The following is a 14219-nucleotide window of genomic DNA, read 5'->3' on the forward strand; positions in this document are numbered from 1 at the left end:
CGTGCCGCCTCCGATACCCGGCTTTCGGAAATCATCCACTAAAGGTCAATAGCTGCTCGCCAGATCCGAGCTACAGTTAGAGTAAATCATTCTGTAACAGAGACACTGGCACTATGAATCCAGATAGTTTTGAGAAAGAAGACCTCATCAAGTGCGGGCACGGCCAACTCTTCACGGGTTCCATGCGCTTGCCGATCGATGAAATGCTGATGTTCGACCGCATCACTCACATCGCAGATGATGACGGCCTGTACGGCAAGGGCAGCCTGGTGGCGGAACTGGACATCAACCCGGACCTCTGGTTTTTCAAGGTCCACTTTGTTGATGATCCCGTCATGCCGGGCTGCCTGGGCCTCGACGCCATGTGGCAGCTTGTGGGGTTCTTCCTCGCCTGGGGAGGCGGCGAAGGCAAGGGGCGTGCGCTCGGTTCCGGTGAAGTGAAGTTTACCGGCCAGGTCCTGCCCACTGCCAAGAAGGTCACTTACCATCTGGATCTCAAGCGCGTGATCCGTCGCAAGCTGACCATGGCGATTGCCGATGGCCGGATGGAAGTGGATGGTCGCGAGATTTATACGGCCAAGGACCTTCGGGTCGGCATGTTCACCTCCACCGATGATTTTTAGGAGTTAACAAGATGCGTCGTGTTGTGATCACCGGCATGGGGATTGTCTCCAGCCTTGGCACCAACCAGAAAGAAGTCACCCAGTCCCTGCGGGAATCCCGCTCCGGCATCGGATTCAGCGAGGAGGCCCGGGACAACGGTCTGCGCAGCCATGTTTGCGGCCAGATCAACCTGAAGCTGTCGGAACTGATCGACCGGAAGCTCTTTCGCTTCATGTGTCCGGCATCCGGCTACGCGTACCTGGCCACCCGTGAAGCCATTGAACAGTCCGGGCTGAGCGAAGAGCACATCAAGGCCAATTCCACCGGCGCCATTTTCGGTACCGGCGGCGCGTCGACCGTGGAACTGCTCGACGCCATCGACACCCATCGGGACAAAGGCATTCGCCGGGTTGGCCCATACCGGGTGCCCCGCACCATGGGCAGCGCCATCAACGCGTCCATCGCCACGGCCTTTGGCATCACCGGTGTGAATTACGGCATCACGTCAGCCTGTGCCACCAGTGCCCACGCCATCGGCCATGCCGCCGACCTGATCGCCCTGGGCCGTCAGGACATCATGCTGGCCGGCGGCGGCGAGGACATCCACTGGAGTCTCAGCCTGCTGTTCGATGCCATGGGCGCATTGTCCACCAAGTACAACGACACTCCGGAACTGGCTTCCCGCACCTACGACAAGGATCGGGACGGCTTCGTGATCTCCGGCGGTGGCGGGACACTGGTACTGGAAGCCCTTGAGCATGCGGAAGCCCGCGGCGCGACCATTCTTGGCGAACTGGTCGGATTCGGCGCCACATCCGACGGCGCGGACATGGTCGCCCCCAGTGGCGAAGGGGCTATTCGCTGCATGCAGCAGGCCATGAAGAACGTTGAGGGTGAAATCAGTTACGTGAACACCCACGGCACCAGCACACCCGCCGGTGATGTCACCGAACTGAAAGCCCTGAAAGAAACCTTCGGGGACAGGATTCCTCCGCTGAGCTCAACCAAGCCGCTGTGCGGCCATGCCCTTGGTGCGGCCGGTGTACACGAGGCCATTTACAGCCTGATCATGCAACGTGAAGGCTTTATTGCGCCATCCGCCAATATCCAGAACCTGGATGAAGGGGCCGAAGGCTATCCGATCGTGCGGGAGAGGATGGACAACCAGACCCTCGACCTGGTGATGAGTAACAGCTTTGGCTTCGGCGGAACCAACGCCACGCTGGTGTTCAGGAAAGTCTGACCGAGCGGTATTCAGCCGGGGACGTTCCCATCCAGCGTTTGAATGCCCGGCTGAATGCACTCAACTCGGAGAACCCAAGCTGCTCGGCAATCTCCACCAGCGGCTTGGTCTTGTCCTGCATATAAGTCAGCGCTTGCTTACGCCGTACATCCTCAAGGAGGCGAGCAAAGGTAAGTCCCTCCCGCTTCAGTTTCTTGTGCAGGGTATAACGACTCATGTGCAATTGAGACGCGACCGCCTCGACACCCACCTTACCGCGCGTGAGCTGAACGCTGATCAGCGAGCTTACCCGGGCACTCAGGGTTACTCGCGCCATTTCCGGCCTCAGAGGCTCCGATGACATGCAAACTCCTCCCGATACACTATCTGGCCCATTAGGACACGCCGCCCAGCGTACACATGTTAGCTGAAAAGAATCAATACGACCTTTGAGTAGGATCAAAAGAGCGCCGGCCGGGTTACGGCAGAATGCCCGCATTCGTCCAGACCACCCAGCCGATCCCAGCGGATCGGTTAATTCCCGGAGCCACGATGAACACGCCCGAACTACTCGCCCCTGCCGGCACCCCGGAACACCTCGAGACCGCTTTCGCCTATGGCGCCGATGCGATCTATGCCGGACAGCCCCGTTACTCCCTTAGGGTACGCAACAACAGTTTCAAAGACGTTGCAGCACTTGGGGCGGGCATCGAGCGAGCTCACGCGCTTGGAAAAAGCTTCTACCTCGTGTCCAACATCGCGCCCCATAACAACAAGGTGCGCACCTACCTGAGGGATCTGGAGCCTGTGCTGGCACTGCAACCGGACGCCCTGATCATGTCCGACCCCGGACTGATCATGCTGGTGCGGGAAAAATGGCCGGATCAGCCTATCCATCTCTCGGTGCAGGCCAACGCCGTCAACTGGGCAACCGTCGAGTTCTGGCGCCGGCAGGGAATCAGCCGCGTCATCCTGTCCCGTGAACTGGCACTCGATGAGATTCGCGAGATCCGGGGGCGGGTGCCCGGGATGGAACTGGAGGTTTTTGTCCATGGTGCCCTGTGCATGGCCTATTCCGGGCGCTGCCTGCTGTCCGGTTATATGAACCACCGGGACGCCAACCAGGGTGCCTGCACCAACGCTTGCCGGTGGAACTACAAGGAGGTTCGGCACCAGCAGGACCAGAATGGCGACTTGATCGCGACCACCGCCGTGCAGGAAGTGACGCCCCAGGAGATCCTGCTGGAAGAACCCAACCGCCCCGGCGGCTTCGTGCCGGTCTACGAGGATGAGCACGGCACCTACATCATGAATTCCAAAGACCTTCGCGCGGTCCAGCACGTGTCGGAGCTGGTCAACATGGGCGTGCACTCCCTGAAGATCGAAGGTCGCACCAAGAGTACCTATTACGTGGCCCGAACCACCCAGGTCTATCGTCGCGCCATCGACGATGCACGGCAGGGCAAACGCTTTGATATGGGGCTGATGGACCAACTGGAAGCCCTGTCGAACCGGGGCTACACTGAAGGCTTTCTCCGCCGGCATCCGCCAAAGGAGTACCAGTCTTACGAGCAGGGCTCATCGTCGCTCGGCACTCAACAGGTTGTCGGTGCCATCAAGGACAACGACGGTCGGTGGCTGACCATTGAGGTCAAAAACCGGTTTGCACCGGGCGACCCGCTGGAGCTGATTACCCCGGCGGGAAATATACGCTTCGCCGCGGCGGCGATGGAGACATTGAACGGGCGCACAGTGGACTGCGCTCCCGGCAGCGGTCACACCGTCCGGATACCCCGGCCCGAAGGAACACCGGAGAACCTGGATTACAGCTACCTGACGCGACTTTTGCACACGGAGGTCTGACTCGTGCGCCCGACCATTTCATTGCTCACCCTGATCTGGCTGTTAACTGCCAGTTCCATGACCGTCGCCGAAGTGCTCGCTACCCGCGAAGATATCCGGAAGCAAACCGGTTCGTTCATGGATATGATCGCCAGCGGTCGCATCGTCGCCGCATACAGCAGCCTGCGCCCCTACCTTGGTGTTGACTCAGGCGCCTACGACGATTCGGCCAAGGAAGCGGCCACCTACTTCCAACAGGTTCGGAAGCAGGCTGGCGAACCGGTGGGCAGCTCGCACGTCGCAACAGAGATCATCGCCAGCGACTTCACCCGGGAAACCTGGCTGCAGAAGTTCGAGGCCGCCGCGATTGCCTGGCGGTTCACCTATTACCAGCCAGACGTCAGCGGCTGGAAACTGGTGGGTGTCAGCTATTCCACGGAACTGGACGACCTCTACCACACTGCAGAATAGCAATTAGTCGAAGTTTACCCCCTGCCTATCGGCCCGATAACCAGGCCCTTGGTGCCGCCGCCCCTGATTACGGTATAATCACTGCTCGCGTAATTTAATACCTGACTATTTTACTCTGGTATTGTATAATCGCTCGCCAGAAGCAGCGGGTTTGGCCGGATTTTTACGTTGATAAACAACAGCCGACCATCACGACCCGTCATCCAAAAACCGATTGCAGGGCGTACTCACGGAGTGAGCGATCACTGCAACACCCAAACTGATGACATCCGCCCGGTGGCCAGACAATACAGGCCGCCGGCACACCAAGGGCCCCACGGCCCGCGATGAGAGAATACGGAGCGACGATCATGGCGACCACCGACAAAGAGGTGAACGAGCTGATCAAACGGGAATACGAGCACGGTTTCGTCACTGACATCGAAGCCGATACGTTCGAGCCCGGCCTGAATGAAGACGTAATCGCCCGCCTGTCCGGGATCAAGAAAGAGCCGGAATGGATGCTGGAGTGGCGTCTGAAGGCCTATCGTCGCTGGCTCGAGATGCAGGAGCCAGATTGGGCACACGTGGGTTATCCGAAAATCGATTACAACTCGATTTCCTACTATTCCGCGCCCAAGCGCAAAGAAGACATGCCCCAGAGCCTCGACGAAGTGGATCCGGAGCTGCTTAGGACTTACGAAAAACTCGGCATCCCCCTGCACGAACGGGAGAAGCTGGCTGGCGTTGCTGTGGACGCGGTGTTTGATTCGGTGTCCGTTGCCACAACGTTCAAGGAGCCGCTGGCGAAGGCCGGCGTGATTTTCTGCTCCATTTCCGAGGCCATCCGCGACTATCCCGAACTGGTCCAGAAGTACCTCGGGTCGGTTGTGCCCCATGGGGACAACTTCTTCGCTGGCCTGAATTCTGCGGTCTTCTCCGACGGCACGTTTGTTTACGTGCCCAAGGGCGTCCGCTGCCCCATGGAGCTGTCCACCTACTTCCGTATCAACGCCGCCAACACCGGCCAGTTCGAGCGCACCCTGATCATCGCCGATGAAGGCAGTTACGTGAGCTACCTGGAAGGCTGTACCGCGCCCATGCGTGATGAGAACCAGCTGCACGCGGCGGTGGTTGAGCTGGTGGCCCTCGACGACGCCCAGATCAAGTACTCCACGGTCCAGAACTGGTACCCGGGTGACGAGGAAGGCAAAGGCGGCATCTTCAACTTTGTCACCAAGCGCGGAGCCTGCATTGGCAAGAACTCCAAGATTTCCTGGACCCAGGTGGAAACCGGTTCCGCGGTAACGTGGAAGTACCCGAGCTGCATCCTGCGCGGCGAAAACAGCGTGGGAGAGTTCTACTCCGTGGCGCTGACGAATAATTACCAGCAGGCCGACACCGGCACCAAGATGATTCACCTGGGCAAAAACACGTCCAGCACCATCATTTCCAAGGGTATTTCAGCGGGCAAGAGCTCCAACGCCTACCGTGGCCTGGTCAAGTTTGGCCCGGGCGCCGAGGGTGCCCGCAACTTTACCCAGTGCGACTCCCTGCTGATCGGTGACCGCTGCGGCGCCCATACCTTCCCGTACATCGAGAGCAAGAACAAATCGGCGATCGTTGAGCATGAGGCCACCACGTCCAAGGTCAGTGATGAGCAGATGTTCCTGTGCCGTCAGCGCGGGATAGAACCCGAGCAGGCCGTCTCCATGATCGTTAACGGTTTCTGCAAAGAGGTGTTCAAGGAACTCCCGATGGAGTTCGCGGTGGAAGCCGGCAAGCTGCTTGAAGTGAGCCTCGAAGGCTCCGTTGGTTAAATGCAGCGCCGTCTCCGGGCACTGATACACGAATTCATACAGATTAACGAAGAGAGAACCCCACAAATGCTGAGCATCAAGAACCTGCACGCATCCGTTGAGGGCAAAGAAATCCTCAAGGGTATCAACCTGGAGATCAAGGCCGGGGAAGTACACGCCATCATGGGTCCGAACGGCTCGGGTAAGAGTACCCTGTCCCAGGTGCTGGCAGGCAACGAGGCATTTGAAGTCACCAGCGGTGAGGTCACCCTGAACGGCGAAAACCTCCTGGACCTGGAAACCGAAGAGCGGGCCCGCGAAGGCATTTTCCTGGCGTTCCAGTATCCGGTGGAAATCCCCGGTGTCAGCAACCTTCAGTTCCTGCGCACCGCGGTCAACGCCATGCGCGCCCACAAGGGCGAACCGGAAATGAACGCGGCCGAATTCATGAAGCTGGCGAAGGAAGTCTCGAAACAGGTGGATCTTGACCCGGCCTTCCTCAAGCGCGGCGTCAACGAGGGTTTCTCCGGCGGCGAGAAGAAGCGTAACGAAATCATGCAGGCACTGCTGTTGCAGCCGAAGCTGGCGATTCTGGACGAAACCGACTCCGGCCTCGACATCGATGCCCTGCAGGTCGTATCCAACGGCGTTAACGCGTTGCGGGCCGAAGATCGCGCCATTCTCATGGTCACGCACTACCAGCGCCTGCTTAACCACATCGTGCCGGACCACGTGCACGTTCTGGCCGGCGGCAAAATTGTCAAATCCGGCGGCCGTGAACTGGCGCTGGAGCTGGAAGAGCGCGGCTACGGCTGGCTGGGCATCAAGGATGAAGAAACTGCCGACAGTTCAGCCAACTAAGGAGGCCGTGGAATGAAACCCGCACCGACTCTTTCCACCGCGTTCCTGCACCCGGCCGGGCAATCCCTGCCGGAGCCGCTGCTTGCTTTGCGCAAACAGCGCGGCACTGCGCTGGTCGACATGCCGCTGCCAACGCGGAAAACGGAAAACTGGAAGTATTCCAGCAAGTACCTGAAGCTGACCGACGACATGGCCATCTCCCTGCCGGCGGAAGGCAAGGCTGGAAGCAGTCTCGCCGTGCCCGGTTACAAGGTGGTGTTCCTGAACGGCGTCATGATGCCGGAGGCGAGCGAGTACCCGGACCTGGACGGCATCTCCATCCAGAATTTCGGTGACCTGTCCGATGAGGAGGCAACCGAGCTGGCCGACCGCCTGGACAGCACCCTCGACAACAAGGCCGTGCAGATGGCGCGCCTTAATTCGGCCCGCTTCGAGGATGGCCTGCTGATCCGCCTGAAACCGGACGCGGTTCTCGACCAGCCGTTGTTCATCGTCCACGAGGTGACGGCTACCGCGAGCGGCTCCGCGTTCCCACGGATCTTCGTGGATGCCGGCCGGCACAGCCAGATCACCCTCGTTGAAGAGTATATTTCCAGCGGTTCCGAACCCGTAATGGTCAACACGGTGACCGAATTCAACGTAGCCGATGGCGCCAACGTCACCAGCATTCGCCTGAACATGGAAGGCGAGAACGTACAGCACATCGGTGCGACCGGTGTCCGCCAGCAACGCAGCTCTCGTTTTGAGAGCCACTGTGTTGGCTTTGGCGGCCCCCTGCGTCGTCACGATCTGCAGGTTCGCCTGGAAGGCGAAGGGGCCGAATGCAAGCTCAATGGCGTGGTGGTCACCCAGGGCAAGCAGCACTATGACAACCACACCAACATCGAACATGTCGCGGCCCACTGTAACAGCGAAGAGACCTACCGCAACATCGCGGCTGACCAGTCTCACGCGGTTTTCAACGGCCGTATCCATATCCACCAGGACGCCCAGAAGTCCAACGCGGATATGAACAACAAAAACCTGCTGCTGTCCAACGGAGCAGAGATCGATACCAAGCCGGAACTGGAGATCTACGCCGACGATGTGAAGTGTGCTCACGGTGCCACCATCGGCCAACTGGATGAAATCTCCCTGTTCTACCTGGTATCGCGCGGAATCGGCCGGCGTCAGGCCAACGTGCTGTTGACCATGGCGTTCATCAATGAACTGGTCGAACAGATTCCGGTGGAAGCGGTTCGCGACACCGCGCAAACGCGGCTGAACCAGTTCTTCGACCAGACCTTCGAGGAGGCGTAACCGGTTATGACGGATCTGTCCGTGGCAAACGCAGCCAACAAGCCGACGTTTGACGTAGAAGCCATTCGTCGGGACTTCCCCATCCTGTCACAACAGGTGAACGGGAAGCCGCTCGTGTATCTGGACAATGGCGCGTCGGCCCAGAAGCCGGTCGCGGTTCTGGATGCCATGGACCGTTACTACCGGGAAATGCACTCCAACGTCCACCGGGGTGCGCACACACTGGGCGACCGGGCGACGGCCGCATTCGAAGGTGCCCGGGAAACCGTTCGCCGTTTCCTGAATGCCGAAAGTACACGGGAGATCATCTGGACCCGTGGTACCACTGAGGCCATCAACCTGGTCGCCAACGGCCTGGCCACGCGCCTGAAACCCGGTGATGAGATCCTGGTCAGCCAGATGGAGCACCACGCCAACATCGTGCCCTGGCAGATGATCGCCGAACGCACCGGCGCGAAAGTGGTGCCTATCCAGATCACGCCGGACGGTGAACTGGATCTGGAGTCCTTTACCAGCCTGCTGAATGAACGCACCCGGATCTTCGCCATCACTCACGTGTCCAACGTCCTGGGAACGGTCAATCCGGTAGCTGCGCTGATTGAGCAAGCCAAGGCCCACGGTATTCTCACGCTGGTAGATGGCGCCCAAGCGGTACCTCACTACCAGCCGGATGTGCAGGCACTGGGCTGCGATTTTTACGTGTTCTCGTCCCACAAGCTATTCGGCCCCACCGGCATTGGCGTGCTCTATGGCAAAGCCCAGCTGCTGGAGGAAATGCCGCCCTACCAGGGCGGTGGCGAGATGATAGAGCGGGTGTCGTTCGAACGCACCACCTGGAACACCCTGCCGTACAAATTCGAAGCCGGCACCCCGGCCATCGCCGAAGCGGTGGGCCTGGGGGCCGCCATTGATTACCTGAACAGCCTGGACCGCAAGGCCATGGAAGCGGCGGAGACTTTGCTGCTCGAACGGGCCAACCAGCTGGTCGAGACCGTACCGGGTATGGAAATCATTGGGACCGCGAAGCAAAAAGTTCCGGTGATGTCCTTTAAAATTGCCGGCCTGCACCCCAGTGACATTGGTACGCTGCTGGACCAGCAGGGCATTGCCATTCGCACCGGTCACCACTGTGCCATGCCGCTGATGGATTTCTATGGGGTTCCCGGTACTGCCCGGGCCTCTTTTGCGTTCTACAATACGTTGGATGAGGTGGAACAATTGTTCTCCGCCCTGCAGAAAGTCCAGCGCCTGTTTGCCTGATGGAGGTGGAATTATGACAGCCGAAGTCTTCACCCCGACCGTTGCCGTCACCATGACGCCCAGCGCCGTCAAACACGTACGCAAGCAACTCGACAAGAAGCCAGAGGCCAAGGGCATCCGGCTGGCCATCAAGAAGAGTGGCTGTTCCGGCTTCAAGTACGAGACCCAGTGGGTCGAGGAAGTCGCGACCGACGACAAGGTCTTCCACATTGATGGCGTGGACGTGTTCGTCAAAGAGGAACACCTGCCCCTGGTGAACGGTATCGAGATCGATTTCGTGACCGAGGGTGTCAATTCCCTCTTCCAGTTCCGCAATCCGAATGCCACCGCCGAGTGTGGCTGCGGGGAAAGTTTCACCGTTGCCTGATCGGGTCTGAACCAAGCTCTCAGGCAAACAACAGATAAAGCGAGGCCAGTCTGGGCATGCAAGAACGGGAAGTCGTCCTGACCAAACGCGAGGTGGAAGCTCGCCTTGTTCCCGCCGGAACGGAAATCATGATCCCGGCCGACACCTTTGTGACCATCACACAGTCACTGGGCGGCACGTTCACCGTGGCGGTGAACGGCAACCTTGCCCGCATCGAGGGCCACGATGCCGATGCGCTCGGAAAGCAGCCCCTGGAAAGCAGCTTCGAGACGCCCGAAGATGGGACCGTCAACGAGAACCAGGTGTGGGAAGCCCTGCGCAACTGCTACGATCCGGAGATCCCGGTCAATGTGGTGGATCTGGGGCTGATCTATGAATGCGAGATCAACAACGGCACCGAGGATGGCAACCACGTCTACATCAAGATGACCCTCACCGCCGCCGGCTGCGGCATGGGCCCCGTGATCTGTGAGGACGTCCGGCGCAAAGTCGAGCATGTACCCAATGTGGACAAGGTTACCGTAGACCTCACCTTCGATCCGCCCTGGAGCAACGACATGCTCACCGACGAAGCCAAGCTTGAACTGGGAATGCTGTAATGACCGCTAGCGAACAGGACTTCAAGAACAACCCGCTGGGCTCCGAAACCACCCTTGACGATGTCACCGACGCGTTCGAGTTTCTCGACGACTGGGAAGAACGCTACGCCTATATCATCGACCTGGGCAAACAGCTGCCGGCATTCCCGGACGAAGCCCGGGTGGAAGAGAATTACGTGCATGGTTGCCAGAGCCAGGTCTGGCTCATTCATTACTTCGACGAGGACAGCGGCAAGCTGTACCTGTTGATTGATTCCGACGCCATGATCGTCCGCGGGCTTGCGGCCATCATCCTGGTGGCGCTGAACGGCAAATCTCCGCGGGAGCTGTTGACCACGGACATCGACGAACTGTTCGAGAGCCTGGACCTGTTCCGCCACATCTCCCCGACCCGCGGCAATGGCCTGCGCGCCATGGTCGGCAAGATTCGCGACATTGCCGCCGCCGAGGCAGCCTGACCCCCAGGCCACCTCTCCTCACCGACAGAATTTCACCAGACGATGGCGATGTCGTCGCGCTGGATATTCACCTGCGTGCCAATGGTCGGCATCCGACCGTTACTGAAGTCCGGGTGCACGTTGTTCAGGATGACCGACAACTTTGCATCCCGGAGTTCCGGGGTGCCACCGAGGGAGTCAAAGTAGCGGGCGCTCCGGTAAAGATGCAGCTCGTCCCCCGGGCGCAGGCCGGCTGTCGCCCCTGAGGCCAGAGTCACTGTGTTACCGTCAACGCGGGTCACGCGGGTCATGAACGGCTGGCATGCCAGCGCGCCACTGATTTCCCGAACCATCTGATCGACCACACCGTTCACCGCCTGGCCATAGGCCGTATGCCGGAACCCCGCCGAACCGAATCCGTCCGAGGCACCTGGCCCGGCGTTCCACTCCGCCGTCGCGGAAAACTGGTGCTGGAACACCGGTGAACCACTGAACCCGTCAAAGATCATCAGGTCCACCACGAAACGCCGGTTCTGGTCGACCGCACCAAGGCTGCGCTGCATCCGGTCCAGCACCGACGTGCCCCAGGCCGACGGATCGGCAACGCCAAGATCACGTATGACCCCGGTCACCACAAACTGCGCCCCCAGTTCCCGGGCGAGCTGAAGCACGTTGGTCAGGCGGTTATCGCCCTGCTGCACGGTCGGGGCATTCAACAGATCGTCGAACATCCGGGTCGTGGTTGCGCCAAACACCTGTAACTCATGGCCGGCGCGCAGCCGGTCCTGGAGTTGTTGCGGCAAGACCTCGCCGGCATCATCGATGCGGCCGATTCTGGCCTGATCGGGATACAGAACCGGGAAGCCCGTGATGGCCACCCGCTTCCTCAAACCGGCCGCCTCACCGGCGCCACAACTGCTACCCTGACCGTCGGACATGTCCGCACGCACAGTGACCCGCAGGAGGTTGCCACTGCGGTACTCGTCCACCACTCGGGCATTGCGGGCCCGGGCGCTGGCCGCAACCTGCATGCGGGATTCGGTCACCACGCCATTTTCCATGGTGTCCCGGGTGCTTACCCGCGCCTCGTATTGCAGCGCCAAATCGCGCAAGGCCGCCTGACGGGCATCGGCGCGCGCCGACTCCAGGTCCCCGTGGACAATGGTCCCGTGCCCGACACCCTCAAGCACAATGGCGTGAACCGCGCCAGTGAAGGTCAGTAGCATTGTCAGCAGGATGCGTCGTAGTGCCATGAAATAAAGCCTCAAAATGCCGGCGTATTGCCGGGTCAGTCGAGATAGTACAGGGAGTCGACACCCTTGCTCTGAACGTCACCGATGCTGTCGTTATCGCGGGGCATGGGGATCGGGCAAAGGTCCTGGACCTGATCGTCCGCAACTTTCGATACACAGGCCCGGAATCGGGGCTCAAGCTTCAGCTCCATCACCGTTTCAACCACACCATCGCTGTGCTCATTCACCGCCACCATCTTGGCGCCACGGATGTAGCTGTCGACATAGGTGCGGAAGGTGTCGTTACGAAGAACAAAGTCATTCACCGTGGAGCTGCCATAGATGACCGTTCCATAGACTCGCTCCGCCAGGTTACGGTAGGCATCGAGCTGGGACGCCCGCCTGGCCAGCAGTCGCTTTCGGGTATTCAAGCGATCCCTGGAGGCATCCTCATAGGTGCCAAACCCGCTGACCCGGACCGTGATCGGCTCCAGTCGGGTATCACGCTGGTCCGCGTCCTGATACCCACCATTCGATGCACAGGCACCGAGAGCCAGGGCAAGAACGGGAACAGCTATCCTGCGAAGGTTCATTGTCACTCTCCGAAAACATCAGTTTCAGGACGCCATGAAAGATTCGCGCCAGTTTCTATAAGCCACTGATATACCAGCTTAGGCACTGGCCCCGCCTCTGATACGGACCTCGAAGCGGCAAAAAACTGCCTCTGTTTACATATCAAAAACAAACCGTTACCGCTTAGGTCGTGTTCTGACCCGGCTTCTCCTCTAACCTCCTCTTTATCCGTCATTTAACGGACGTCATTACCGCTTTTCGCAACAGGACACTCAATAAATGCACAACAACCGTCTGACCAAACTTTCCCTGGCCGTCGGCCTGTCTGTCGCCTCGGCTTCGGCGATGGCCAGCCCCCAGCAATTCATGTCGGCCCGTTCGTTCGCGATGGGCGGCACCGGTGTGGCGATCGCCCATCCTGCGGACGCCGCGGCCACCAACCCGGCCATGATGTCAGGCAATCATCACGACTGGTCAGACGATTTCGGCCTGATCCTTCCCTCGGTGAACGCCCGGGCGGCGGACGAGGAAGCGACCATTGACCAGGTCGATGACATCCAGGATGTGATCAGCCAGTTCGAATCGGCAATCTCCGGCTTCGACCCCAATACCGACGACCCCCAGAGCATTCAGGACAGCGCCGGCGATCTCAGGGACCGACTGGTGGCCTTTGACAAGGATACGGTCCGGGTAAACGGGGGGCTGGGACTGGCCCTGGCGGTGCCCAGCAAAACTGTCTCCGTGGGCTTTTTCACCAACGCCAACCTGACCGCCACCGTCCGGGGCGAGCTCTCCGACAATGACGAAGCTCTGCTGGACGCCGTGGCCACCGCCGCAACGGCCGAGGACGTCGACAACGCACTGGATCTCGTCACGAACCCCGATGGCAGTCTGCAGCTGGATTCCCGCGGACGGGTGCTGGCCTCAGCGGTGGGCGAAGTGGGCATCAGCTTCGCCCGCCAGTTCGAACTGAATAACGGCGACCGGTTCCAGCTCGGCCTGTCCCCCAAATACGTCGAACTTCGCACGTTCCAGTACACCGAAACCGTGTCCGGCTTTGAAGACGACAACTTTGACGCCGACGAGAACCAGACCGACAAGAGCGGATTCAATGTCGACATCGGTGCCGCCTACCGGTTCGGCGAGGACCGCCAATGGAACGCTGGCCTGATGGTCAAGAACCTGATTCCGATGGAGCTGGACTCTGCCCAGAGCAAGCCGGCCCTTGAGCAACAGTACACCCTCAAACTCGACCCGATGGTCACCGCGGGCATCGCTCACATCAGCGACTACCATGTCATCACCGCCGAACTCGACCTCACCAAGAAAGAGGCGTTTGGCTACGAGGACGATACCCAGTGGCTGGCCCTGGGCGCAGAGTTTGATGTCTTTCGCTACGCCCAGCTGCGAGCCGGTGTTCGCCACAATCTCGCCAGCAACGACGATAACGACGGCATTGAGGAAAAGACCCAGTTCACAGCCGGCCTCGGCCTGAACCTGATGGGCGTGCGCATGGAGCTGGGTGCCCTGTTCAGTGACGCGGACGTCGGTGCTGCCCTGGAGTTCGGCACCGCGTTCTGAGCCCGCACACCGGTGCAATCAAAGCCCGCCCGGCCAGGACCGGCCGGGCTTTTTCTTTGGCCGCGGTCGCCGGTTTGCCTCTCACTCCCGGTAA

Annotated in this window: 15 protein-coding genes; 12 read left to right on the forward strand and 3 right to left on the reverse strand. The window is 59.9% G+C overall.

Features of this window, described 5'->3' with window-relative positions; all coding sequences use genetic code 11:
• Positions 1–113: 113 nt before the first annotated feature.
• Both fabA and fabB read left to right on the forward strand, forming a co-directional pair.
• Positions 114–623: a bifunctional 3-hydroxydecanoyl-ACP dehydratase/trans-2-decenoyl-ACP isomerase gene (gene fabA / locus KXD86_RS07755; protein WP_218635465.1), complete on the forward strand. Its 510-nt coding sequence runs from the start codon at positions 114–116 to the stop codon at positions 621–623.
• 11 nt (positions 624–634) lie between these two features.
• Positions 635–1846: a beta-ketoacyl-ACP synthase I gene (fabB, locus tag KXD86_RS07760; RefSeq protein ID WP_218635466.1), complete on the forward strand. Its 1212-nt coding sequence runs from the start codon at positions 635–637 to the stop codon at positions 1844–1846.
• Here fabB and KXD86_RS07765 read toward each other — a convergent pair.
• Positions 1833–2189, reverse strand: coding sequence for a helix-turn-helix transcriptional regulator (locus KXD86_RS07765; RefSeq protein WP_218635467.1), 357 nt, complete (start codon positions 2187–2189; stop codon positions 1833–1835). The genes fabB and KXD86_RS07765 overlap by 14 nt on opposite strands.
• 188 nt (positions 2190–2377) lie before the next feature.
• On the opposite strand from KXD86_RS07765, the gene trhP reads away from it, so the two are divergent.
• The 9 genes from trhP (at position 2378) to KXD86_RS07810 (ending at position 10760) form a co-directional block, all read left to right on the forward strand.
• Positions 2378–3688 (forward strand): prephenate-dependent tRNA uridine(34) hydroxylase TrhP, encoded by a 1311-nt coding sequence (trhP, locus tag KXD86_RS07770; protein ID WP_218635468.1) that lies wholly within the window; start codon positions 2378–2380, stop codon positions 3686–3688.
• 3 nt (positions 3689–3691) lie between these two features.
• Entirely contained in the window at positions 3692–4138 is a 447-nt protein-coding gene (locus KXD86_RS07775) for a hypothetical protein (RefSeq protein WP_218635469.1), read from the forward strand.
• Positions 4139–4488: 350 nt separating this feature from the next.
• Positions 4489–5937, forward strand: a complete 1449-nt coding sequence (sufB, locus tag KXD86_RS07780) for a Fe-S cluster assembly protein SufB (protein ID WP_218635470.1) — start codon at positions 4489–4491, stop codon at positions 5935–5937.
• A gap of 66 nt (positions 5938–6003) precedes the next feature.
• On the forward strand, positions 6004–6777 hold the full coding sequence (gene sufC / locus KXD86_RS07785) for a Fe-S cluster assembly ATPase SufC (RefSeq protein WP_218635471.1): 774 nt from the start codon (positions 6004–6006) through the stop codon (positions 6775–6777).
• A 12-nt stretch (positions 6778–6789) separates the two neighbouring features.
• A complete protein-coding gene (gene sufD / locus KXD86_RS07790; protein ID WP_218635472.1) occupies positions 6790–8076 on the forward strand; it encodes a Fe-S cluster assembly protein SufD in 1287 nt (428 codons plus the stop codon).
• Positions 8077–8082: 6 nt separating this feature from the next.
• Positions 8083–9336 carry an aminotransferase class V-fold PLP-dependent enzyme gene (locus KXD86_RS07795; RefSeq protein ID WP_218635473.1) on the forward strand — a complete coding sequence of 418 codons (1254 nt, stop codon included), beginning with the start codon at positions 8083–8085 and terminating at the stop codon, positions 9334–9336.
• A 13-nt stretch (positions 9337–9349) separates the two neighbouring features.
• Positions 9350–9703, forward strand: a complete 354-nt coding sequence (locus KXD86_RS07800) for a HesB/IscA family protein (protein ID WP_218635474.1) — start codon at positions 9350–9352, stop codon at positions 9701–9703.
• A gap of 56 nt (positions 9704–9759) precedes the next feature.
• Positions 9760–10302: a putative Fe-S cluster assembly protein SufT gene (sufT, locus tag KXD86_RS07805; protein WP_218635475.1), complete on the forward strand. Its 543-nt coding sequence runs from the start codon at positions 9760–9762 to the stop codon at positions 10300–10302.
• Entirely contained in the window at positions 10302–10760 is a 459-nt protein-coding gene (locus tag KXD86_RS07810) for a SufE family protein (protein ID WP_218635476.1), read from the forward strand. Before sufT ends, KXD86_RS07810 begins: the two co-directional genes overlap by 1 nt.
• A 32-nt stretch (positions 10761–10792) precedes the next feature.
• Here KXD86_RS07810 and KXD86_RS07815 read toward each other — a convergent pair whose 3' ends face one another.
• Positions 10793–11992: a flagellar assembly protein T N-terminal domain-containing protein gene (locus tag KXD86_RS07815; protein ID WP_218635477.1), complete on the reverse strand. Its 1200-nt coding sequence runs from the start codon at positions 11990–11992 to the stop codon at positions 10793–10795.
• A 35-nt stretch (positions 11993–12027) separates the two neighbouring features.
• On the reverse strand, positions 12028–12564 hold the full coding sequence (locus KXD86_RS07820) for an LPP20 family lipoprotein (RefSeq protein ID WP_218635478.1): 537 nt from the start codon (positions 12562–12564) through the stop codon (positions 12028–12030).
• A 259-nt stretch (positions 12565–12823) separates the two neighbouring features.
• Here KXD86_RS07820 and traF point away from each other — a divergent pair, with 259 nt between their 5' ends.
• On the forward strand, positions 12824–14125 hold the full coding sequence (traF, locus tag KXD86_RS07825) for a conjugal transfer protein TraF (RefSeq protein ID WP_218635479.1): 1302 nt from the start codon (positions 12824–12826) through the stop codon (positions 14123–14125).
• Positions 14126–14219: the final 94 nt, after the last annotated feature.

It is taken from the genome of Marinobacter arenosus (assembly GCF_019264345.1).
GTDB classification, from domain to species: domain Bacteria; phylum Pseudomonadota; class Gammaproteobacteria; order Pseudomonadales; family Oleiphilaceae; genus Marinobacter; species Marinobacter arenosus.

Coding starts and splice junctions, on each gene's coding strand:
- fabA (WP_218635465.1), top strand. CDS start 114: ATGAATCCAGATAGTTTTGAGAAAGAAGACCTCATCAAGTGCGGGCAC.
- KXD86_RS07815 (WP_218635477.1), bottom strand. CDS start 11,992: ATGGCACTACGACGCATCCTGCTGACAATGCTACTGACCTTCACTGGC.
- sufB (WP_218635470.1), top strand. CDS start 4,489: ATGGCGACCACCGACAAAGAGGTGAACGAGCTGATCAAACGGGAATAC.
- KXD86_RS07820 (WP_218635478.1), bottom strand. CDS start 12,564: ATGAACCTTCGCAGGATAGCTGTTCCCGTTCTTGCCCTGGCTCTCGGT.
- fabB (WP_218635466.1), top strand. CDS start 635: ATGCGTCGTGTTGTGATCACCGGCATGGGGATTGTCTCCAGCCTTGGC.
- trhP (WP_218635468.1), top strand. CDS start 2,378: ATGAACACGCCCGAACTACTCGCCCCTGCCGGCACCCCGGAACACCTC.
- sufC (WP_218635471.1), top strand. CDS start 6,004: ATGCTGAGCATCAAGAACCTGCACGCATCCGTTGAGGGCAAAGAAATC.
- KXD86_RS07810 (WP_218635476.1), top strand. CDS start 10,302: ATGACCGCTAGCGAACAGGACTTCAAGAACAACCCGCTGGGCTCCGAA.
- sufT (WP_218635475.1), top strand. CDS start 9,760: ATGCAAGAACGGGAAGTCGTCCTGACCAAACGCGAGGTGGAAGCTCGC.
- traF (WP_218635479.1), top strand. CDS start 12,824: ATGCACAACAACCGTCTGACCAAACTTTCCCTGGCCGTCGGCCTGTCT.
- KXD86_RS07765 (WP_218635467.1), bottom strand. CDS start 2,189: ATGTCATCGGAGCCTCTGAGGCCGGAAATGGCGCGAGTAACCCTGAGT.
- KXD86_RS07795 (WP_218635473.1), top strand. CDS start 8,083: ATGACGGATCTGTCCGTGGCAAACGCAGCCAACAAGCCGACGTTTGAC.
- KXD86_RS07800 (WP_218635474.1), top strand. CDS start 9,350: ATGACAGCCGAAGTCTTCACCCCGACCGTTGCCGTCACCATGACGCCC.
- sufD (WP_218635472.1), top strand. CDS start 6,790: ATGAAACCCGCACCGACTCTTTCCACCGCGTTCCTGCACCCGGCCGGG.